The organism is Variovorax paradoxus, assembly GCF_029919115.1.
In the GTDB taxonomy this organism is placed as follows: domain Bacteria; phylum Pseudomonadota; class Gammaproteobacteria; order Burkholderiales; family Burkholderiaceae_C; genus Variovorax; species Variovorax paradoxus_O.
In genome coordinates, this window is record NZ_CP123990.1 from 4,565,910 (window position 1) to 4,587,616 (window position 21,707).

The window sequence follows — 21,707 nt, forward strand, 5'->3', positions numbered from 1 at the left end:
TCCCTATGAAAAGCGATCGCATTCCTTTCAACTGGCCCCATATGACGGGCAAGGAGCTCTACTACATCGCTGAGGCGCACTTCAACGGCCGCCTCGCTGGAGACGGGCCCTACACCGCGCGCTGCCACCGCTTGCTCGAGGAGCGCTGCGGCAGTCACAAAGCGTTGCTCACGCATTCCTGCACCGCAGCCCTCGAGATGTGCGCGCTGCTGATGGACATTCAGCCTGGCGACGAAATCATCATGCCCTCGTACACCTTTGTGTCGACCGCCAACGCCTTCGTGCTGCGCGGTGGGGTTCCGGTGTTCGTCGACATCCGGGCCGACACGTTGAACATCGACGAGAAGTTGATCGAAGCCGCGATCACGCCGCGCACGCGGGGCATCGCGGTGGTGCACTATGCAGGCGTCGCCTGCGAGATGGACGCCATCATGGACATCGCCGCACGTCATGGACTGCAGGTGATCGAGGACGCCGCGCAGGGCGTGATGGCCCGCTACAAGGGGCGAGCGCTGGGAAGCATCGGCCAGCTCGGGGCGCTGAGCTTTCATGAGACCAAGAACGTGATTTCCGGCGAAGGCGGCGCGCTGCTGATCAACGATCCCGCGCTGGCGCTGCGCGCCGAGATCATCCGCGAGAAGGGCACTGACCGCAGTCGCTTCTTTCGCGGCGAAGTTGACAAGTACACCTGGCAGGACGTTGGCTCGTCCTTCCTTCCCGGCGAACTGGTCGCTGCATTCCTGTGGGCGCAACTGGAAGATGCCGAGCGCATCACACAGGTGCGCCTCGACGCCTGGAACCGCTATCACGATCTGTTGCATCCATTGGAGACCCAAAGTGCACTGAGGCGGCCCACGATCCCCGCGGGTTGTGAGCACAACGCACACATGTACTACGTGTTGCTGGCGCCGGGCATCGATCGCCAGCAGGTGCTCGATGCCCTGAAGCGGGCCGAGGTCTCCTCGGTGTTCCACTATGTTCCGCTTCATTCCTCGCCCGCGGGCCGGCGCTTCGGCCGGGCGCATGGCGATCTCGTGGTCACCGATCGCGAGTCGGAGCGCCTGATTCGCCTGCCCCTCTGGGTAGGTCTGACGAAGGAAAAGCAGGATCGGGTTGTCGACGTGCTCGTCGAGGCTCTCTCGGCGCAATCCTGATTGCGCGGTGCGCATGAATGCGCCATCGTGAGGCTGCGCGGGACAAGCGCGGCATTCCCAATCCAGGCGGGCTGCCGCCCGGTATGGCGGCGCCATAGCAAGGACCGTGCCCTACTTTGCCTATGTTAAAGTGGAAAGTTCGATTTCGCCTCAGCTTCCCAGGGACAATACAAAATGCAAGAGACGTTCAACAACAAAACCCTCCTGATCACCGGCGGGACCGGCTCTTTCGGGAACGCCGTGATCAATCGCTTCCTGTCCACCGACATCGGCGAGATACGTATCTTCAGTCGAGATGAAAAGAAGCAGGACGACATGCGCAAGCGTTACAACAACGCCAAGCTCAAGTTCTACATTGGCGACGTGCGTGACGGTCGCAGTCTCGTGTCGGCCATGCGCGGCGTGGACTATGTGTTTCATGCGGCAGCGCTCAAACAGGTGCCGTCCTGCGAGTTCTATCCAATGCAGGCCGTGCGCACCAACGTTCTTGGCGCCGAGAACGTGCTCGAACACGCAGTAGAGGCTGGAGTCAAGCGCGTGGTCTGCCTGAGCACCGACAAAGCTGTGTACCCTATCAACGCCATGGGCATCAGCAAGGCCATGATGGAGAAGGTGATGGTCGCAGCCAGCCGCAACCTGGAAGGCATGGGCACGGTCATCTGCGGCACGCGGTATGGCAACGTGATGGCATCGCGCGGTTCGGTCATTCCGCTCTTTGTGCAGCAGGTGCTGGATGGCAGCCCGATCACCATCACCGACCCCGACATGACCCGCTTCATGATGACCCTGCCAGATGCGGTCGATCTGGTGCTGTATGCCTTCAAGCATGGCAGCAACGGAGACATCTTCGTGCAGAAGTCGCCGGCCGCGACGATGGAGACCCTCGCCAAGGCCATCCTCGAACTGATGGATCGCAAGGATCATCCGGTCGGCATCATCGGCTCGCGCCACGGCGAGAAGCTTTACGAATCCTTGCTGAGCAAAGAAGAGCGTGCCTGCTCCGAGGACCTGGGTGACTACTTCCGCGTGCCGCCGGACGGCCGCGACCTGAACTATGCCAAGTTCGTCGAAGAGGGCGAGAGCCGCATCACCCGCGCACTGCATGGCGAGGAATACAACTCCCACAACACCACCCGCCTGGATGTGGAAGGCATGAAGAAGCTGCTGCTCAAGCTCGATTTCATGCAGAAGGTGACGCGCGGCGAGCCCGCGGTCCTGGAGGGTTAGGCGGTGAAGGTCCTGGTGACCGGCGCCGGCGGCTTCATCGGCAAGAACCTTCGCCAAGCCTTGGCGGAGCGTCGGGATGTCGAGTTCGTGGCCTTCGACCGCAACAACGACGTGTCGCAGTTGCCCGCGCTGTTGGAAGGGGTGGACTTCGTCTTCCATCTTGCTGGCGTGAACCGGCCTCAGGACCCGAAGGAATTCACTACGGGTAACCGCGACCTGACCCGGGCTCTGTGCGACGCGATCGGCCGGCAGATCGATGCGGGCGGCAAAAAGGTGCGATTGGTCCTGACCTCGTCAGTCCACGCCGCACAGGACAATCCTTACGGGGAGAGCAAGCTTGGAGCCGAGCACGCGGTTTTCGCGGCCGCCGCTAGCCACGGTTTTGCGGCGCAGGTCTTCCGTTTGCCCAACGTGTTCGGAAAATGGTGCCGCCCCAATTACAACTCGGCCGTCGCCACGTTCTGCCACAACATTGCGCGCGGGCTGCCCATCGAAGTGCGCGATCCGGCGGCGCCGCTCACGCTGGTGTACATCGACGACCTGGTGGCGCGCTTCATCCAGCTGCTCGATGGCGCTGATGCCGCCGTGGATGCCGCGGGCTTCTCGACTGTAACACCCCAGTACACAACCACCGTCGGCGAAGTGGCCGACCTCATCCGGCGATTCCGCAAGAGCAGGGAGACGCTGGTGACGGAGCGCGTGGGCACCGGCCTCGTGCGAGCCCTGTATAGCACCTACGTCAGCGCGCTGCCGGTGGAGGAATTCAAGTACACCGTGCCCAGCCACGGCGATCCGCGCGGCGTGTTCGTCGAGATGCTGCGCACGCCGGACAGCGGCCAGTTCTCTTACTTCACTGCGCATCCCGGCATCACGCGCGGCGGCCACTACCATCACAGCAAGACCGAGAAGTTTCTGGTCATCAAGGGCCGTGCGCGCTTCAAGTTCCGCCAGATCCAGACCCACGAAACGTACGAGCTGGTCACGAGCGGCGACAAGGCCGAGATTGTCGAGACCGTTCCGGGCTGGACCCACGACATCACCAACGTTGGCGATGACGAGATGGTCGTCATGCTCTGGGCCAACGAGCTGTTCGATCGCAACCTGCCCGATACCTTCGCCTGCCCGGTGTGATTCCCATGAAGAAACTGAAAGTCATGTCCGTGGTCGGAACCCGACCCGAAATCATTCGCCTGTCGCGGGTGTTTGCTGCGCTCGACGCGCATTGCGAGCACGTGCTGGTGCACACGGGGCAAAACTACGATTACGAGCTGAACCAAGTCTTCTTCGACGACCTGAAGATCCGCAAGCCCGACTACTTCTTGAACAGCGCGGCCAACAGCACTGGAGCGGCCCATACCATCGGCAACCTCATCATCGAAGTCGATAGGGTGCTCGCCGAGGTCCAGCCTGAAGCAATGCTCGTGCTGGGGGACACCAACAGTTGCTTGTCCGTAATCCCTGCGAAGCGGCGCAAGATTCCCATCTTTCACATGGAAGCCGGCAACCGCTGCTTCGACCTGCGGGTGCCCGAAGAGATCAACCGCCGGATCGTCGACCACACCTCGGACATCAACCTCACGTACAGCACGATCGCGCGCGACTATCTGCTGCGAGAGGGCCTGCCGCCGGACCAAGTCATCAAGACCGGCAGTCCCATGTACGAGGTGCTACACCACTACCTGCCGCAGATCGACGCCTCCGACGTGCTCCAGCGCCTGTCGTTGACGGCAGATTCGTACTTCGTGGTCAGCGCGCATCGCGAGGAGAACATCGAATCCGATCGTTCCTTCGGCAAGCTGGTTGCCACTCTCAACGCGGTGGCCGAAGACCATGGCTTGCCGGTCATCGTCTCTACCCATCCGCGTACGCAGAAGCGCGTGGATGCGCAGTCAGTCGCCTTCCACTCCCAGGTGCGGCTGCTCAAGCCGTTGGGCTTCCATGACTACGTGAAGCTGCAGAAGTCGGCGCGCGCAGTGCTTTCGGACAGCGGCACCATCAACGAGGAATCGTCGATCCTCAACTTCCCCGCACTCAATCTGCGTGAGGCGCATGAGCGCCCCGAGGGGATGGAAGAGGCGGCCGTGATGATGGTTGGGCTGGAGCCTGAGCGCGTGCGCCAGGGCTTGGAGATCCTTGCATCGCAGTCACGCGGCGACAAGCGCAGCCTGCGCTTGGTGGCTGACTACAGCATGCCGAACGTGTCGGACAAGGTCCTGCGGATCATCCACAGCTATGTCGACTACGTGAATCGCGTGGTCTGGAAGAAGTACTGAGAAGAAGAGACCGCGTTCCTATGTCGCTTCGCCGATTTCAGGAACAAGAACGGTCCCATGCATCACCTGGTGAGGCCGGCCGGGTGCGTCCACCGGTGTTCCAGCGTGAGCCGTGACTCGCGGCACTGTAATGCCAATGTCCCCCATCCAGCCTCTCCGAGGGTGCGTTCCATGAAGTTCAAGTCGTCGATCGATTCCCTCAAGCCCTGGCTCTACCGCCAAATCGAAGACCTGGATCTTCGCGGGGAGAGGGGCTTCCTTTATACCGCGCACGCATCGTCCAGACTCGGCAATCTGGATCGTGCCATCGATCGTCTGGAACAAGGCTTGCTCGCGCATCCCGCGTCAGCAGCGCTGCTGGATGCCTATATTCGCAAGTGCTTGGCGCGACAGAGTCTCGCGCGGGCGATTCGCTTCCTGTCCTCTGTCTACGGCACGTCGGACAAAGCCGGGGAGTTGCTCATGGGCGCCTGCTCGACGCCCGAGGCGCAGATCGAACTGATCCGCAGCTTTCTGAGGAGCGGGGTCGACGTCTCGCAACATGGGCTGTCGACGCTGATGGGCAGGGTGAAAAACCTGGAAGTGCTGTGGGCGCTTGGAGATGAACTTCTGCAGGCCAGGCAGCGGGAGGCCGCAAACGAAATTTATCGACATCTGGCAAAGCGGCCCGCCGAGACGGCAACGGAGTTCATGTTTGTGGCGCTCTCCGAATATCGCCTTCAGAATGTCGAATCTGCACTGGCGTTGTTCGAAGCTGGCCTTCGACAGCATCCCGACGCCCAAGCCTTGCGATTGAACTTCGCGCGAGTCAGCTTGGAAGCTGGTCGCGTCGATCGATTGGTGGCAAGTGTGTCGCCCGAGGCGGCGAGTGAGAAGCACGCTCACGAAGCGCTGTTCCAGAAGTTCCCGGATTCTTTCATCCAGGTGAGTCTGATCGCCTACCTCTTGACAGGGGAGGGCCGCTCGTTCGCCATCGACCACCTTGAGACCGCGCGAAAGGAACTCGGACCTTCGCAAGCGCTTTGGCAGTTGGGGGATGTGCTGCTGCAGAACCAACTGCCCCAAGAGGCTCGCTCAATCTATCGCGAGTTGTCGAGCCGGCCGACATTGACACCCGAAGATTACTTTTATTCAGCACTCGCCCTTGACCGGCTGGGGGACCAGCAGGCGGCGATCGAACGGTTGGAAGCGGGACTTGAGCGTTTTCCGCAGTCCGATCGCTTGCTTGAACAACTTACCCGGATCAGCGCTGACACTGGACAGATGGAAAGAATGATTCGATTCATCGGTGCCGACGGAAAGGATCAGGAGCAAGTCTGCAGGCTGCTTTTCGAACGCTTCCAGGATACGCCCATCGAGGTGCCGCTGATCGACTACTGTCTCAGGCATGAATTGCTGGGACTTGCAGACCGCAGGCTGGAGTTCATCAAGACCCATTCGACCGATCCGATAACGCTCTGGGGCGTGGCCGAACTGTATTCGCGCCTGGCGCGCCGCAACGATGCGGCGGAAATCTATCAGCAGCTCTCGGAGCGAGAGCCGAACACCCCCGAAGACTGCTATTACGCCGCGTTAGGCCTGTTGAGGCTCGAGAAACTGGCGCAGTGTCTGGATCTGCTCGAGGCCGGGCAGACGAAATACGGCTGTCTGAATGAGCTTCTGACCCTGTACCTTCAGCTTTGCTCGCGAGTTCTGGACTACCCGCGATACACCCGATTTCTGCAGGAGCCGAAGAACGGGATAGGTGCGCAGCCATTGCCCCTCCTGGACTTCTACAAGGCTGCGAGCCGCATGGCGCCGGTCGACTTCATGCTCAACCTCAAGAGCCTGGAAGTCGAACTCGACCCTCAGATATTCACCCTACTGCGGCAGGATATGCTCGCGTATCTGCGCGATCAGCCGCTACCCATCGAAGTGGCGCGGGTGGTGGCCTTCTTCTGCAGATATCTCGATACCGATCCCGAGATTGATGCCGAGATCTTCGCGGCATTGCTCGATAACCCGGCAGCCGACTACGACGAAGCCGAGAGGCATTCGCTGAAGATTCTCCATGACCTCACTTTGCCCATGATTCCGCACTATGCGGCCGATCCGGAGCAGGTCATACGCGCATTCATCAGTGCTGCCCGGGAGTTGTCGGCGAAACCCAGGGCCTTAATGACCGACCCGATCTCGGACGTCACGGCCAACTGGACGCCTTGGCAGCTGATCTTCTGCCATGCTGCTCCCAGGCTCTATGCCGAGGCAATGTCGGCCTTCGAATCGGTGGCCTTTTCAACCTGGCCTCGGCTCGACCATGTCGCGCCGCATGTGCAGGCGGCAACCAAGCCGGTCGAGGGCATGAAGCGCAAGCTCAGGATCGGCTTCAACGTGCATGACTCCATGCCGATGATGTCCGGGCTGTTGCCTCGTTTGGACCACTCCCTCTTCGAAACTGTGTACCTGCGCCCGGGAAAGCCAGGCCAATCGACAGCCTCGAAGGGCTGGTGCGAGCGTGCGGGCGCCGTCGTCGAGTATTCGGACATCGACGTCTATAGCGCGATCGAAACGATCTCCAATGAGCGTCTCGACATCATCATTTCCGGACCTGCGATGGCGGCCACTTTCTATCCGATGATGGCTCGATTGGCGCCGCTGCAGATGATCCTGCTGGAGCCCAACTGGACCGATGGGCTCAAGAATTCGGACTACTACATTTCATGGGGACTCGCTGAGCCGAAGAAGCCCGCCGAGTTCTATGCCTCCTCCGTCGCCTACTTTCAACATCCACCCTACTGGATCGAGAAGCCGGCGCCGCAGCAGTTGCAGCCAATCTCCGAGGATGAAAAAACCGAGGTTCGGCGCAGGCTGTTGAAATGCGGCTCCGACGTCCGGGTGTATCTCTGCGCCAATACGCCGCCCAAGGTCCATCCCGAAATGGATCACATCTTTCTCGATCTGCTCGAGCGCGACAAGGAAGGGGTCCTCGTCTTCCTTCGCGCCGAGTACAAGAACCTGAAGCTTCGGTTGCAGCGCAAGCTGGGGGCTCATTCCGAGCGGGTTGTGTTCCTTCCTGGTTTGCCGAAGGACGATGCACACCGGCTGCTTCGCGCCGTGGACTGTTGCCTGGACTCTTTCCCGCTCTGCGGCATGTCTTCCAGCTTCGATGGAGCCATGCTGGGCGTGCCAATCGTGACGCTGCCTTCCGGCATTCCGTTCGGGGAATGGACGTCGGCCATCTATCAGTACATAGGCGTGCAGGGATTGACGGCGAGCAGTCGTGAAGAGTACGTGAGCATCGCGGTGGCGCTCGCCAATGATCCGGCGTGGCGACAGCGGCTGAGCGCCGAGCTCCGCGAGAAGTCTTCGCGCTTCGTTGAAAGCACCGACAGCAGCGCGGAGTTTCAGGAGTTCCTGCTCCGCGCCTGGGAGCGAAAGGTCGCCGGCGAGCCTGCGGCGAACTGGATAGACGGTCGCTGGCAATAATGCGGCCAGCTTGTATCTCCGGACTCGACGCCAGGCCTGCTTTCTGACCTTGCCTCCCGTTTGCCATTAATGAAAGCCCTGCAAAAACCAGTCGCCACAGTCATGTGGGCGTCGGTGCTTTTGGTGGCGTCGATGGCATTGCTGGTGCCGCTGTATTCGGACGAGATCGCCATGCAGATGGCGCGATCGCGCTTCTTCGTCGAAGGCGGCCACCTTCTCAATCTGCTACCGCAGTGCCGGGATCTTTCACTGTCGGTTCCGCTCTCGTGGTACCCCGGCGCCGCCGTGAATGCGGTGCTGTACGCTGGTGCTGGCGAACTCGGCCTTCGGTTTCGAGGTATCGCGCTGTACCTGGTGTGGCTGTCGATCCTCTGGACATGGGCAGGGCGTCATCCGCAGACCTTGTTGCCGCGACTCAGCTTTCAAACGTTCGTGCTATCGCTGAACCTGCTGGGCGTGGTGCCACTCGTCCTGATTCTCGCGCGTTCCGAGCAGTTGATGGTTATCGCACTGGCCGCCTATTGCCTGATGCCGCTGCATGGGGCCGTCACTCGTCATGACCATTTGGCCATGCGGTGGTTCAAGGCCGTGATGTTCCTGATTCTCAGCTCTGTATTTCTGCTGGCCCATCCGAAAGCCTTGTTCTTCGCGCCGGTCATTCTGGTGTCCTGCGCGCTGGTTTTTCGAAAAGGTGGTTGGCCGTGGATGGCTATGTTGCCGATCGTCGGTTTCATGATCCTTCAGACCTTCCAGCATGCGCAGACCATTGGTCAATGCGCGAATGCGCCAGTGGTCTCGCAAATGCTTGCGCAGCAGACGCTGGATTTCAGGCTGCTTTTTTCCCAGCCGATGAACTTCGTCGAGTCGGCTTTGCGCAATTTGGTCTTAGCGCCCGGTGCCGTGCTGGATCGTGTGCCTGTCACGACCAGTTTTCAGTCGAATTGGCTACCATCGATCGATGCGCCGGAATTCGCTCCTGTGCTTCTGGGCTTCGGCAAGATCCTGAAAGCCAGTCTCGCGGCCGGAGGTGTGTTCCTGGTCGCCTTCGTGCTGGTTCGCGCAGCCTCCGACCTTAAGCGGCGGGAGTTAAGCGCGGAAAGCCTCCTGGGCCTGGCCTTGCTGATGTCGTTGCTCGTGCATGCAAGCATCTACAGCGTTTCCATCTGGCACTTCTACACGCCGGGACTGATCGTTCCCGCACTGATCCTGCTGTTGATGCTGGCGGTTCGAGGCAGCGTTGTCACTGCGCCATGGATGAGGGCCGGCGCGACAGCTGTGGCCTGCTACGGATGGGGTTTGGCGCTCGTCAGCACGGCAGCGCTGGCAGGTCTGATCGCACCGGAGCTGGTTCGCCTCGCAAAAGCCGACGGCTACGTTATCTCGGGCCAACCGCTCTCCACCCCGGTCTTTCTCAGCGCAGACCGCCGCTCAGATTTGCGGGCCCTGGCCGCGCAGTGCGGCATTCACGACGGCGATCCGCGGCTGGTGGTCGATGGCTCCGGCTACTTCGCGTTCCCGCGCGGCCGGCAGCCCATCAACGTGCTCTATGTGTCGAGCTATGCCTTCGGCGCCGACATCGGCAGACAGCTTCCAGCCTTCCTGAAGAAGATCGACAGCAGTGGTGTCATAGCGCGTTGCGAGTACCTGCCGGCTGATCTGATCGGGAAGGCGGCGGCGGCCGGCTCGATGTGTTGTCTGTCCAAGGCGCAGTTGCTGCAGGAATAAGGAGCCCAGTTATTGGTGCCCGCTGATGAAGTTCTTTTGGATGTGGCTCTAGCTCGAATTTCAAGTGGCATCAATGCTGTGCCGGACTCACACGGACCTCGATACTGGTCAGACGCGCGGAGAGCCCGTAGTAATCTTTGTCGACGGCGGAATTCAACTCAAGAACGTTCGTGCCATGGCGCAGCAAACCCTTTGGAATGGAAGCCGAGAAATTGCTGGCGGTGGCCCAGCGAATTGGCAGCTCATCTCCGTTGACGAGCACTCGCATGCTTTCTCGGATAGAGGCGTTCCGAACGAGGTCGAATGTTCCCGCCACCTCGTAGAGCTGATCGCTTGGGTTGATGTTGAAGATCAGGCTGGATTTTTCCTGTGATTTCCACGCAGCGGCATCATGGTGCAGATAACCTTGGCTCCATTCGGCCTCGCGCCAGCCACTGCCCTGGGTCGGTTGCTCCAGACTCCACCACTTGCCAAAATCCCATCGATAGGTCGATTCGCCCTCAGCCGACCTAAACAGGTTCAATGCCGCTAAAGGTCGATCTGGCTTCAGAATGTTGCGATACCTCCTTGCAGAGGGTGTGTCGGCTGTCTCCAGCAGCCTTCGATAGGGGGCGAGCCCACTGTCGGGAGCGACGTTGCCATTCAGGTCAATCGAAATTTGTAGTAATTGCGATTTAGGTTTTACGATGTCCGAGGCGGCGGGGGCCGGCATCTTTGCAATCATCTCTGCGGGCCTGAAGGTCCAGGCCTGGGAATCTTCGATGCAACGGCCCGTGCGGGCAATCGAATCGAGCTTTTGCCAATCTCCGGTAGGCATCAGGCAAATATAGGGTGATTCAACTGACTTGCCATAGAGGTAGGTCAAGGCAAAGTCGAGGTTGTCGCGCAGCATCCAGCTGTGCGATAGCCGGCCCGAATGATCGAGGATTAAAAGCGTCTTGCCGGTTTGAGTGCTCGGATCAAAATTCTCAACGATTGCGCGCAAAATCTTGCGCTGATCTTCTGATAGGGCCACGTAGTGGTGGAACTGATAGAGCTGAGAAGCGGCTCCGGTGGTCAGAAGAAGCGCGACAGACGCACACGCCAACATTTTTGAGAATTTGGCAAGCGACATCACGAGGGCTGTCACTATCAGTGCAGCACCTAACGTCGAGAAGAGAAACGTTCTTTGAGAAATGAGGACGTGGGAAGCAGAGAATAGATACGGCACATAGCCCAACACCAGCAGCAGCGCGCCCACAACGGCCATGCGCATCTGCGAGAACACCGCGCGGAACTTACTTGCGAAGACGACGCTGTGCCCTGATCTCTCTTGTTCCGAAGCTGGAAAGAACAGGATGCATCCTGAAGAGATTAAGCCGAAAGCGAACAAATAGAGGTAGCTTCGGAATTCGCGTGCAGCCATGCCCCAAGCATCAAACCATCCACCGACCAAAGCGCGAGCGATGCCGACGTCGAAGAGCTTCGGCAGCGCCTGGTACAGCACCGTAAAGGGCGAGTTGCGGTTCGTGATGGTTTGCTGGTAGGAGTCTCCACCGGATGCCGACGCTACGACGACGTAGAGCACGTACAGAACCGCAGAGGCGATCCAGCCCAATGCCGGCCACAGATTGCGCCGCAGCTCGCGCAGCGTTGCGGCAGTCCCTTCTCGGCACCAGAGCACGAAAAGCGGTAGCCCGATGATCATCAGCGCCACCTCGTACATCATTTGTGCCGCGAGCATGCTTGCACAGCCCAGTGCAATAAGGACTCTGCGAGCCCATCCGGCTTCTTGGTACTGGGTGCGAACGAGCACGGCGGCGCCGAGAAGCAGCAGCGACAGCGACAGATTAATGTGCTGGCTGCGAAACGACAACTGCATTGTGTCGGCCGGGTACAGCAAGACCAGCACCCCGAAGAACACGCCCCAACGCGGTGAGCGCGTTGCAATAGCTGCGAGGTATGAAGCCGCGCCCCCTTTCAAGACCAGCGTGGCCATCAATATCCAGTTCCAAGAGTCGAACGAGTCGCGATCCAGCAGATAGGCAACCGCGTGCGGGAACACCGTGAGGGGCCGGAGTCTGTGCGCTTCCAGCATCGTTTGGGACTTCACGAACAGCACCGGTCCTGTGTTCGTGAAAAGCCCCAGCACTCCCCATTCCTCGAGCAGGCCGTGCAGGCTGAAGCCGAATGGCAGCCAAAGCATCAGTACAACGACAACCGATGGCAATGCGAAAGCGGGCCAGGTTCTTCTCACGTATTTCATCAAGAGCGAAAATTGGGTCGGGCCGGCTTTAACGAAACAGCCACCGACTCGCGGCGAACGTCAGCGGAATGGTGATGGCGATGCTTGCGATCGGCGCGAAGGTCGGATGCAGATTTAGCGCGTTGACCCACACATAAATGATCAGGGCACCCACCAGGTACTGCACCAGATAGACAAGCGGCAACATTGCGGCTTTCTTCTCGCTGCGTGGCGCGCCGAAGACAAAGATTCTGTTCAGCACATAAGCAAGTGCGATCCCGGCCACGAATGCGAATGCATAGCTAAGCCAGTATGGCAATACCTGCAGCAGAGCCAGGTACAGCAGGTAGGTGCCGAGCGTGTTCAAACCGCCTGAAACCAGGAATCGGACGAATGGCGATCCGATTTGCCGCGCGGGCATTGGCGACGGCGTCAGGATTGGCCGGCTCCGCCGACCTTCAGGCGCAAAAATTCACCATGATCGCGAATGTAGTCGGCGTTGTCGTAGTAGTCGGACGCGAACACCAGCAGCACCGCATCCGCTGAATAGCGGTACTGGATACCCCAAGTCATGGGTGGTAGGTAGACACCAATTGACGGTGAGTCAAGCTTGAATTCCTCTCGCCGCTTGCCGTCGTCGGCGACGACGCTGACCTTGCCTTTTACGGCGATCAGAAACTGATGGCAGGTGCGGTGCGCATGCTCGCCTCGCGTTTCCGCCGTCGGTACGTCGTAGACGAGGAAATAGCGAAGCGGCTTGAAGGGAATATCACGCTCGAATTCGCCCACCGACAAGCTGCCGCGCATGTCTGGCACTGCGCGCAATGTGTGTAGTGTCACGCCTTCGATCGATGTGGTGCTGGTACCTACCGATTTCGAATTGCCATGCTCGGCGGGCGAGTGCGTATTCGCGTGCGCGTCGACGTATCCGGTAATGCGCGCTGGGTTGCCGACCACGATGGCATTGGGTGGCACAGACCGCGTAACGACCGAGCCTGCACCGATCATTGCGTTGCGGCCTACGGTAATGCCGGGCAGTATCGTGGCGTTGGCGCCGATCGACGCACCGGCCTGAATGAGCGTTTTGCCGAAGGCCTCGGGATACTGACGACTGCGGGGAAACAAGTCATTCGTGAAGGTCGCATTCGGGCCGATGAATACATCGTCCTCGATGACTACGCCGTCCCACAACTGCACACCACATTTGACCGTAACGCGGTCTCCAACGACTACGTCGTTCTCGACAAAAACGTTGTCGCAAATATTGCAATCGCTTCCGATTCGCGCATTCGGCAGCACGTGCGCAAATGCCCACACTCGGGTGCCGCTACCGATTTGGGTGCTCTCGCAGAGAGCGTTCGGATGTGCAAAGTAGTCCATGGCTAAGCCGCTTTGTCGAATTCGTGGATGCGCATCGCTACTGTGTGCGGACGGCCCTTTGTGTTCTCGTAGATCCGCCAGGCATAAGAACCCACGATGCCTAGGCCGAAGAGGTTTACAGCGCCCAGGAAGACGATGGTCAGCATCGTCATGGCATAGCCGGGAACGGAGATGAAGCCTGTCAGTCTGCCAATCATGACGACGATACCCAGCAATCCTGCGAGCGCCGCGGTGGTCCCGCCCACGCGCACCAATAGGCGGATCGGCAAGTCGGTGAACGAGAACACACTGTCCATCAGATAGTTGATCTTTTTACGGAGCGTCCACGCAGACTTGCCATGTTGGCGAGTCTGGCGAACATAGTGAATAAGCTTGCGTCGAAAGCCGAGCCAGAAGAGTTGCGCAATCAGCGAGCTGTGGCGCTCATCGAGTTGCAGCAGCGAATCTCTGAAGACCCGGTTACAGCCGAACACGTCCACGCCGCCGGGTGGAACATCGGGTACCACATATTTTCTGTAAAGCGCCCAAAAGAGCTGGGCTGGCAGGCGGCTCAGCAAGGGATCTTCGCGGCCGCTGCGCGTGCCGACCACGACGTCGACTGGCTCGCCACGTAGCGCGCGGTCCATTTGGAGCACTAATTCTGGTGGCTCCTGGAGGTCGGCCGCCATCACCGCATAGCGTTCACTCTCGCACAGTTCGAGCCCCGCGCGGATGGCGGAGAACGAGCCGAAGTTGCGCGATAGGAGCATCAGCCTGGAAGGGAAGGGCTGCGAGGGTAGTGCATCTCGCAGCAATTCATAGCAACGGTCCGGACTGCCGTCGATGACAAACACTGCTTGCATTTGTCCGTCCAGCTGTCTATGCAGCATCGCCACGGCGCGCAGCAAGTCCGGTATGGAACCTTCATTCCGGTAGACCGGGATCACGAGCGTCAGCACGGCGCGACCTCAGCGTTGGAAGTATGAGCGGACGGCGCGAATGACTTCGTCCACCTCTTGCGCAGATAGGCCCGGGAAGCAAGGGAGCGAAACGAGCAAATCGCAGGTCCGCTCGGTTTGCGTGAGCGAAATGGTCGTGCTTGTCAGATCGTAGGCCGTCTGGCGATGGTCGGGCAGCGGGTAATGAACGTCGGTTCCGACATGGTGCGATCGCAGATGCGCGCGGAAATCCTCACGCGACTCGACCCGGACTACATAGAGATGCGCAACGTAGTCTTCACCGGTCGACGGCGGAAGCACCAGCGGCAGATCGGCAAATGCAGCGTTGTACCTGGTCGCGATATCTCGCCTCATCGAATTCCATCCGTCCAGCTTCGGGAGCTTTTCGCGGAGCACAGCAGCCTGCATTTCATCGAGGCGACTGTTGCGACCGTTAGGTGTGGCGACGTGATACTTGGTCGACCAACCATACTGCCGCAAGGTTCGCACCGTGGCTGCAAGTTTCGCGTCATTGCAGACAATGCCGCCGCCGTCGCCAAGCGCGCCGAGGTTTTTGGTTGGATAGAAGCTAAAACAGCCGATGTCGCCGATGCTTCCTGCGCGGCGCGGGCCGCGCATGGCCCCATGTGCCTGTGCGCAGTCTTCGATGACGGCCGCGCCTGCCGCATGACACAGCTTCGCGAGCTCTTCAATCTCCGCCAGCTGGCCATACAGATGCGTCACGATCACGGCTTTGGGCCGCCGCGTGAGCGCCTCGGATAGCGAGCGTGCTGACATATTCAACGATGCCTCGTCGACGTCGACATACAGGGGCGTCGCGCCAATGGCAAGAATAGCGGTGCTGCTGTAGAAACCGGCGTTGGCCACGCATGCGACCTTGTCGCCGGCGGACACGCCCAGCGCGCGCAAGGCCAACTCCAGCGCATCGGTGCCATTGGCTAGCGAAACGCACTCATTGACGCCGTTGTAATCGGCAAATTCGCGCTCGAACGCTGTGACTTCGCTGCCGAGGACGTACCAGTTGCTATCGACGACACGTTGAACAACGGACGCCAGGTCCAAACCCGCATTGGCCGCGGCGGCAGAGAACAACGGAATCATTTTTTCACCTTCATCACTAGAACAGGGCTGCGTCCCCGGATTAAACGGCAGCTTGGCCATGCCCTTGAAATAGCTGAAGCGCATCCGCGATTTCGTCGGACATCATCAGGGCTGGTGATGCGCCCCATCGGTGAAGCGTTGAGACCAACGTGCCGACCATCGAAAGGACCGGCTGTGCGGCTGCTGCGTTGACCGATAGGTTCGCCAGCTCGCGGGCATAGTTGGGTGCGCTGAATGTGCGCTCGGCCCAGACTTGTCCACGATGCGCCATCGCCTGGCGTGTCGCTGCATTGCCGCAGAGTTCTTCCAGTACTTCGGTCAACTCCGCGACTTCATTGAATGGAGAAATCTTTCTCACGCAGTCATCAGGCAATTCACTGTAAAAAGCTGCGTCCATCACGATTACTGCCTTGCCATACAGCAGTCCCTCGATCGTCGTCGCTGATGCGGCCTCCAAGCTCGGCCAGCGCAAGCAGCAGGCGATATCCGCCTCGTTCATCGCCTGCTGTAGCGCGGCATCGTCGGCTTCACCCGAAATGACGAGGTGAACACCCAGATCGCGTGCGAGTCTGCTAAGGCTTTGTTCGACCTGCGGGCCGATCAGTCCGCACAGTCTGTAGGAAACCGTATCTCTGAGCAATGCGCTCGATCCGATGGCACGAATGACCGAGTCGACCCGCTTGTTGGGGTTGACGTGGCCGACCGTGAGAATATTGACGCGACTCTTTTGCGGAGGCGGCGATGCAGCTAGGCTCATGGCACTTGTGCAGGAGGGCGCGTCGTAGGGAAGTGGAACAACGCGCAATGGGCCCGCGCATGATTGCGCAACGCGCGCCATGCCCCAATGGCTGTGCGACACCACAGCTAGGGCCATCGAGCAGATCCATTCCGTCATCGGACAGGACTGGGTCGCCATTTCAATGAAGCTCTCGGCAGTGTTGGCCTTGTAAAACGTCTCGGCAAGCTCTTCGCCATACCAGTCCGCGAGAATCGCTTCGGCTTCTGCGCGGCGTCCTTCGGCCCACTCGGAGAAGAGGTGGGTGACCATGAAGTCGTGGAGGCAAACGATCCCTGGGTGCGTGGCGAGCCAATGCAGTCCGCCGCAATGGAAGCTGTAGTTGTTGCCGATCTGGTAGATGAGTGCATCCGCACTGCTAATGGCTGCCTCGACCGCGACGGTTTGCGTCCAGTCGATCAACTCGGTATCGCAGGCATGCGCGGGCTTGTCCAATCGCTGCTCATGCTCGGTACGCACAACCACGACCGAATCACCTTGTGCCATCAGCGCGCGAACGATCAGAACCGTGACTCGGCCAATCGCCGAGTTGGTCGCCATGGGGCTGAAGAAGACGAACTTCATGTCAGGAGCGCCTGGACCGTGGCAGGCCAAGTGATGCGGTATTGAACCCAGAGAGCCTTGGCAGCGGCGCCCATTTCGCGCGTGCGTTTCGCATTTGCGTAGACATTGCTCATCGCATCGGCCAGCGCCTTCGCGTCTGGCTCGGCCACCCAGCCGGTCTTGTCGTTCTTTGCGAGGCCGAGCACACCGCCGCTGTCAGTGGTGCTGATCAGGGGTTTTTTCGCCGTTGCGGCTTCCATGGCCACGTAGCTAAACGACTCTTCATCGAAGGGCAGCGACGCGACCGCCGAGGCGCCGTTGATGTAGGCGGCGTATTCGCTGCGCGCGAGGAATCTCAGGTCCAACCGCACGCGGTCCTGCAGGCCTAGTCGTTCAGTCACGCGGCGAAGTTTTTCGGCATCGGCCGGCGAGTCCGGCGGGCCGGCGATGACAAGGCGCACAGTGCCAGGGCAGAGCGCGAGTGCCTCCAGCAGCAGATGCTGCCGTTTTGCATCGTTCACCCTTCCACCCGCAAAGATGTAGCCCTCATCGCGGCCACCCGTGAAAATCTCGGGATCGTTGATAGGCGCGCGCAGCACCTCCGATGAGAAGCCGTTGTAGTGCTTGAGCCGTTTTTGCGTGACATCCGAAATAGCGAAGATGCGCCGTGCATCGCGAAAGCATTCGTCGTCCGCGTTCTTGATCACGCGGCGAATATCGGCGCCGAGTTCTCCGGGTGGCAAATTCGATTGCTGCGCATCGTAGAGGTCGTAGGCCTGACGGTACTGGTGAACCAGCCACAAGGTCTTGCGCGCGTGAGGGATCAGGTAGGCGGGAAACTTCAGTGCAATTACATGGTCGACGTTCTGCAACTCGAAAGCGCGGGCCATCAACATTTGCGATGGGATGCGCATCGCCGGTTCCCATTGAAATGGAATTCGAAGTACTTCGACCTCGTGGCCGGCCAAGGCCACGTTTCGCTTCAGGTGTTCGGCCATGGCTTCGGCACCGCCGGAGACGAAGGGCGCCATGTTGTTGACGATGAGAACCCTCATGCCAAGAGCCTTTGCAGGACGTGAGCCCAATCGATCTTCAGTTCGCCGATGCGCGCGTTGGCGTTGAGCCCCATGCGTCGAGATGCTTCCTTGTCCGTGTAGAGGCGGTCCATGGCCAGCGCGACGGCCTCGGGCTGCGGTTCGGTAATCAGTCCGTTTATGTCGTTCAACACGAACTCGAGCGGGCCACCGGAATCCGTGGTGGTCAGGATCGGCTTGGCCGCGTGCGCAGCCTCCAGCGTCGGATACCCGTAGGAGTCCTCGTCCACAGGCACATAGGCGGCCGCCAGGCAGTCCGCCAGGTGATCAATCTTTTCTTCCTGGCTGATCCAACGGTGATCCAGTGCGATCCGGTCCGCGACGCCGGCTTCCTCAGCCGCACGTGCCAGCGCGCCGACATAGTCCGAATCCGACGCCGCGCCGCAAAGACGCAGCCGAACCGGCGTGCGGCAATACTTCAGACTCTCGACTAGCAGGTGCTGTCGCTTGTGGTGTTCGATTCGGCAGATGCATACGATCTCATCGTTCATCGTGCGGTGGTGAAAACGCTCTGCGCCCAGCACTGGCGGATAGAGCGGTTCGCTATCGATGTCGTTGTAGCGTCGAAGTCTGTCTGAGACCACCTGGGAGTTCGAGAACACCTTCTTCGCTTCGCGTAGCGCCGCGGTGTCTGCAGTGCGCAGCGCATCGCGAATGCCCCGATGCGCTGAATCTGCGGGAAAGCCTCTGTATTCGCTGTCCCATAAATCGTAGAACGGACGCAGATGGTGAATAAACCAGATGATTTTGTGCGGGTGCCGAATCAGGTGCGATTGCGGCCTGAAGCAAATGATCCGGTCGGCGGCTGCAAGGTCCACAAAGCGGAACGCCGCCATCTGCTTAAACAGCAGTTCGGGGGCGTCCACCTCGGGAAGATAAACGCGCTCTACCTCATGCCCTGCACCCAGCAGCGCGAGCTCGAGCCATTCGACGATGTTCCGGTAACCGCCATTCACGAACGGAACAAACGAAGAACAGAGCGCGATTTTCATCGTCCGAGCGCGCCCGTAATAGCTGCAGCAACGCGAGCGATGTCGTCGCGGGACAGGTATTGGTGGGTCGGCAAGTTCAGTCCGCGCTGCGCCCACTCGTCGGCCACGGGGTAGGCCGTGTCTTCCTTGTAGGGAGGCAACACGTGCATGGGATAGAACACCGGACGGGTCTCGATGCCGGCTTCGTCGAGCGCGTGCATGAGTGCGTCGCGCTGAACTCCATCGCCGCTGCGCAGGAACACGGTGTACATCCAATAGACGTGGTGCATGCCTGCCTGTGTTGTCGGTAAGACGAGCAAGTCTTTCAGCGGGCTTAGCGCCTCGTCGTACATTCTTGCGAGTTCCTGGCGTTCCTTCAGAGAAGCGTCGACGGTTTCCATTTGCGCCAAGCCGATCGCGGCCTGGATGTTAGTCATGCGGTAGTTGTAGCCGATTACCGGGAACCAGTAGCGGCGCTTTGGATCGACGCCTTGGCCGCGATACAGCCGCAACTTGGCTGCGAGCGCGTCGTCGTTCGTGGTGACCATGCCGCCTTCACCGGTTGTCACGATCTTGTTGCCGAAGAAGCTGAAAGTCGCGCATTCGCCGATGCTGCCGACGCGCTTGCCGTTCACTTCGGCGCCGTGCGCCTCTGCCGCGTCCTCCAGGACCCAGAGGCCGTGCTTCTTCGCAATAGCTGCGAGTGGGTCCATGTCGGCGGGGTGGCCGTAAAGGTGCACTGGAATGATGCCGCGCGTGCGCGGCGTGATCATCTTTTCGACCTGTTTTGGGTCGATATTCATCGTGTGGGCACAGACATCGACCAGCACGGGAACGGCGCCGCAATAACGCACGGCGTTAGCCGTTGCGATGTAGGTCACCGTCGGAATGATGACCTCGTCCCCGGGCTGCAGGTCAAGAGCTACGAGTGCAAGGTGCAATGCCGTCGTGCCGTTGTTGGCGGCGACCGCGTGCTTGACTCCGCAGAACGCGGCGAAGGCCTCCTCGAACGCACCGATGTATTTGCCGTTGGAGGAAATCCAATTGGTGTCGAGGCAATCGAGGACATATTTGCGCTCGTTGCCTTCGAGTTTGGGATGAGCAACGGAGATGCGATTCATTTATCCTTGTCCTTTTTCTGAAGATTTTTAGCCGGTATGCCGGCGATTCTGGATTGGTCGGGGATGTCCGAAATGATGACCGAGCCGGCACCTGCCACGACGTCGGCACCGATGGACACGCCGGGAATCAACTTACAGCCAATCCCTAGGAACACGCGAGGGCCGAGCGTGACATTGCCCGCGAGACCGCAGTGCGGGGCAACGTGGGCGGCTTCGCCGATCCGGCCATCGTGATCGATACTGGCCGACGTATTGACGATGACGAGGTCACCGATGCAAGTGTCTGCATTGACGACGGCGCCTGCCATGATCGCAATGCCGCAACCGAGCCGAGCCGTAGGCGAAACCGCTGCCGTCGGACTGATGGCATTGACCAGTTCATAGCCCAGGCCTTTTGCCAAGGCGCCGAGGCGCTGGCGAAGCGCATTTGAGCCGACGGCAATAAACGCCGAGGCATAGCCAGCGCGACGAAGCTCCTCCAAGTGCGCATCGCCCTGAAGTACAGACACGCCAAGGCAACTGCTTTCGCTGCCCTCTGCACCGATGCAGAAAGCCACGGGCTTATTCATGGCTCGCAACAACTCGATGCAGACCTTGGCGTGTCCGCCGGCTCCGACGATGACGACGCCCAAAGTCATCGTTCGCCTCGCGCCCGCGCCCACGCAGGAGAATCCGGTCGAGCAAAAAGCAGGCTGACCGCTTTCGTCTGCTCCACCGTGGGGCTGGCGCCTTCGTGCAATGTGCCGGAGGCGGAATCGATCCCGGCGTACTGAAAGCCGCGATCAGTGAAGAAACCGAGCAATTTATTGCTTGAGTCACCCGTCTCACTTGGCTGGCGTGCGCCTAATTCGACGACTACAGCAATATTCCGGTTGAATGCGATGGATCGAGACGCACCTTCGAGCACATGCAGTCCGGCGTTGCTCGAATCAATCACGATGAGGTCGGCGCGACCGTTGTCGCCAAGGATGTCGTCGATCCGCAGTGGACCGCGTATGGACGCGTGTGTCGCAGACAGCGGCGCGAACGCCACAACACGTCCTTGCCCGTTTAGTGCAAGGTGTGCTGCCAGCGCATTTGCTCCCACGCCAGCCCCGACATTCACAAAGGTGTCACCTGGAACCAGTAACTTCTGCATCAGCTGCTGCACGCCAGCAAGCTGTTCGCCAGATTGCGTTCGCAAGGCTTCCAACGCGGGGGAGGTTGCCCTCTGAGAGGATTTGAACGCTTTGAGGAGGGTGGCAGTGTGCGTCGCCAGCAAGCGCTCCGTCGACTGGCGCTGCAGGCGCGCGTGGTGTTCGAGTTCCTTGACCGTTCGCAGATGAGCCTGTTGGATCTCCTGCTGGAGAACAACGGTGAAGTACGCACGGAGCCTGAAGGCGATGGGGCGAGCAAAGGGTTTCACCGCGCGATAGCAAAGGCGCGCAATCCGTCTGATCGCAGCTTTGACTTTTCTTCGCAGTGGTATGGCGATCAATGGTAGTTCGAGCTGGGGCCCGGCCGCACTCAGCCCCTGCCGCCCCTTGAGAGCAGTCGTCTTGGTTGAGGAAGACAGCGCGACACGTATGTCCACCCCGGGTCGCGCTGTCTTTTGTGTTGAATCCATCTAAGGGGCTTCCGCTAAAAAGGCAGGCCACGGTCCGAAGCCATGGACGCCCTGTCGTGATAAAGAAGCCGAGACGTAGAAATGGCCGA

General features: G+C 59.9%; 17 protein-coding genes. 6 read left to right on the forward strand and 11 right to left on the reverse strand.

Going from position 1 to position 21,707, the window contains the following annotated elements:
- Positions 1-5 precede the first annotated feature (5 nt).
- The 6 genes from rffA to QHG62_RS22000 all read left to right on the forward strand — a co-directional run bounded on the left by rffA (position 6) and on the right by QHG62_RS22000 (position 9,844).
- Entirely contained in the window at positions 6-1,154 is a 1,149-nt protein-coding gene (gene rffA / locus QHG62_RS21975; protein WP_281147762.1) for a dTDP-4-amino-4,6-dideoxygalactose transaminase, read from the forward strand.
- Positions 1,155-1,328: 174 nt separating this feature from the next.
- Positions 1,329-2,381, forward strand: coding sequence for a polysaccharide biosynthesis protein (locus QHG62_RS21980; protein WP_281147763.1), 1,053 nt, complete (start codon positions 1,329-1,331; stop codon positions 2,379-2,381).
- A 3-nt stretch (positions 2,382-2,384) separates the two neighbouring features.
- Positions 2,385-3,512, forward strand: coding sequence for a UDP-2-acetamido-2,6-beta-L-arabino-hexul-4-ose reductase (wbjC, locus tag QHG62_RS21985; protein WP_281147764.1), 1,128 nt, complete (start codon positions 2,385-2,387; stop codon positions 3,510-3,512).
- Positions 3,513-3,517: 5 nt separating this feature from the next.
- Complete coding sequence (wecB, locus tag QHG62_RS21990) at positions 3,518-4,654, forward strand: non-hydrolyzing UDP-N-acetylglucosamine 2-epimerase (protein WP_281147765.1); 1,137 nt, start codon at positions 3,518-3,520, stop codon at positions 4,652-4,654.
- Between the two features lie 171 nt (positions 4,655-4,825).
- The gene (locus QHG62_RS21995; protein WP_281147766.1) at positions 4,826-8,119 is read left to right on the forward strand and encodes a tetratricopeptide repeat protein; all 3,294 of its coding nucleotides are present in this window, start codon (positions 4,826-4,828) and stop codon (positions 8,117-8,119) included.
- Positions 8,120-8,188: 69 nt separating this feature from the next.
- Positions 8,189-9,844 carry a hypothetical protein gene (locus QHG62_RS22000; RefSeq protein WP_281147767.1) on the forward strand — a complete coding sequence of 552 codons (1,656 nt, stop codon included), beginning with the start codon at positions 8,189-8,191 and terminating at the stop codon, positions 9,842-9,844.
- Positions 9,845-9,914: 70 nt separating this feature from the next.
- On the opposite strand, the gene QHG62_RS22005 is transcribed toward QHG62_RS22000, so the two are convergent.
- Genes QHG62_RS22005 through QHG62_RS22055 form a run of 11 tightly spaced genes read right to left on the reverse strand, consistent with a single transcriptional unit; the run spans position 9,915 to position 21,618 of the window.
- A complete protein-coding gene (locus QHG62_RS22005; RefSeq protein ID WP_281147768.1) occupies positions 9,915-12,089 on the reverse strand; it encodes a hypothetical protein in 2,175 nt (724 codons plus the stop codon).
- Positions 12,090-12,117: 28 nt separating this feature from the next.
- Positions 12,118-12,489, reverse strand: coding sequence for a GtrA family protein (locus QHG62_RS22010; RefSeq protein ID WP_281147769.1), 372 nt, complete (start codon positions 12,487-12,489; stop codon positions 12,118-12,120).
- Positions 12,490-12,500: 11 nt separating this feature from the next.
- Positions 12,501-13,448, reverse strand: a complete 948-nt coding sequence (locus tag QHG62_RS22015; protein WP_281147770.1) for a WxcM-like domain-containing protein — start codon at positions 13,446-13,448, stop codon at positions 12,501-12,503.
- Positions 13,449-13,450: 2 nt separating this feature from the next.
- Positions 13,451-14,386, reverse strand: a complete 936-nt coding sequence (locus QHG62_RS22020) for a glycosyltransferase family 2 protein (protein ID WP_281147771.1) — start codon at positions 14,384-14,386, stop codon at positions 13,451-13,453.
- Positions 14,387-14,395: 9 nt separating this feature from the next.
- Entirely contained in the window at positions 14,396-15,571 is a 1,176-nt protein-coding gene (locus QHG62_RS22025) for a DegT/DnrJ/EryC1/StrS family aminotransferase (RefSeq protein WP_281147772.1), read from the reverse strand.
- On the reverse strand, positions 15,528-16,847 hold the full coding sequence (locus QHG62_RS22030) for a glycosyltransferase family 4 protein (protein WP_281147773.1): 1,320 nt from the start codon (positions 16,845-16,847) through the stop codon (positions 15,528-15,530). The genes QHG62_RS22025 and QHG62_RS22030 overlap by 44 nt, the downstream gene beginning before the upstream one ends.
- Positions 16,844-17,857: a glycosyltransferase family 4 protein gene (locus tag QHG62_RS22035; protein ID WP_281147774.1), complete on the reverse strand. Its 1,014-nt coding sequence runs from the start codon at positions 17,855-17,857 to the stop codon at positions 16,844-16,846. The genes QHG62_RS22030 and QHG62_RS22035 overlap by 4 nt, the downstream gene beginning before the upstream one ends.
- Before the next feature lie 20 nt (positions 17,858-17,877).
- A complete protein-coding gene (locus tag QHG62_RS22040) occupies positions 17,878-18,912 on the reverse strand; it encodes a glycosyltransferase family 4 protein (RefSeq protein WP_281147775.1) in 1,035 nt (344 codons plus the stop codon).
- Positions 18,909-20,012, reverse strand: coding sequence for a DegT/DnrJ/EryC1/StrS family aminotransferase (locus QHG62_RS22045; RefSeq protein ID WP_281147776.1), 1,104 nt, complete (start codon positions 20,010-20,012; stop codon positions 18,909-18,911). The genes QHG62_RS22040 and QHG62_RS22045 overlap by 4 nt, the downstream gene beginning before the upstream one ends.
- Positions 20,009-20,650: an acetyltransferase gene (locus QHG62_RS22050; RefSeq protein WP_281147777.1), complete on the reverse strand. Its 642-nt coding sequence runs from the start codon at positions 20,648-20,650 to the stop codon at positions 20,009-20,011. Before QHG62_RS22050 ends, QHG62_RS22045 begins: the two co-directional genes overlap by 4 nt.
- A complete protein-coding gene (locus tag QHG62_RS22055) occupies positions 20,647-21,618 on the reverse strand; it encodes an FkbM family methyltransferase (protein ID WP_281147778.1) in 972 nt (323 codons plus the stop codon). The genes QHG62_RS22050 and QHG62_RS22055 overlap by 4 nt, the downstream gene beginning before the upstream one ends.
- Positions 21,619-21,707 lie beyond the last annotated feature (89 nt).

Excerpts from the sequence above, each read along its gene's own strand:
- rffA (WP_281147762.1), top strand. The coding sequence starts at position 6 with ATGAAAAGCGATCGCATTCCTTTCAACTGGCCCCATATGACGGGCAAG.
- QHG62_RS21980 (WP_281147763.1), top strand. The coding sequence starts at position 1,329 with ATGCAAGAGACGTTCAACAACAAAACCCTCCTGATCACCGGCGGGACC.
- wecB (WP_281147765.1), top strand. The coding sequence starts at position 3,518 with ATGAAGAAACTGAAAGTCATGTCCGTGGTCGGAACCCGACCCGAAATC.
- QHG62_RS21995 (WP_281147766.1), top strand. The coding sequence starts at position 4,826 with ATGAAGTTCAAGTCGTCGATCGATTCCCTCAAGCCCTGGCTCTACCGC.
- QHG62_RS22000 (WP_281147767.1), top strand. The coding sequence starts at position 8,189 with ATGAAAGCCCTGCAAAAACCAGTCGCCACAGTCATGTGGGCGTCGGTG.
- QHG62_RS22005 (WP_281147768.1), bottom strand. The coding sequence starts at position 12,089 with ATGAAATACGTGAGAAGAACCTGGCCCGCTTTCGCATTGCCATCGGTT.
- QHG62_RS22010 (WP_281147769.1), bottom strand. The coding sequence starts at position 12,489 with ATGCCCGCGCGGCAAATCGGATCGCCATTCGTCCGATTCCTGGTTTCA.
- QHG62_RS22015 (WP_281147770.1), bottom strand. The coding sequence starts at position 13,448 with ATGGACTACTTTGCACATCCGAACGCTCTCTGCGAGAGCACCCAAATC.
- QHG62_RS22025 (WP_281147772.1), bottom strand. The coding sequence starts at position 15,571 with ATGCGCTTCAGCTATTTCAAGGGCATGGCCAAGCTGCCGTTTAATCCG.
- QHG62_RS22030 (WP_281147773.1), bottom strand. The coding sequence starts at position 16,847 with ATGAAGTTCGTCTTCTTCAGCCCCATGGCGACCAACTCGGCGATTGGC.
- QHG62_RS22035 (WP_281147774.1), bottom strand. The coding sequence starts at position 17,857 with ATGGCGCCCTTCGTCTCCGGCGGTGCCGAAGCCATGGCCGAACACCTG.
- QHG62_RS22040 (WP_281147775.1), bottom strand. The coding sequence starts at position 18,912 with ATGAAAATCGCGCTCTGTTCTTCGTTTGTTCCGTTCGTGAATGGCGGT.
- QHG62_RS22045 (WP_281147776.1), bottom strand. The coding sequence starts at position 20,012 with ATGAATCGCATCTCCGTTGCTCATCCCAAACTCGAAGGCAACGAGCGC.
- QHG62_RS22050 (WP_281147777.1), bottom strand. The coding sequence starts at position 20,650 with ATGACTTTGGGCGTCGTCATCGTCGGAGCCGGCGGACACGCCAAGGTC.
- QHG62_RS22055 (WP_281147778.1), bottom strand. The coding sequence starts at position 21,618 with ATGGATTCAACACAAAAGACAGCGCGACCCGGGGTGGACATACGTGTC.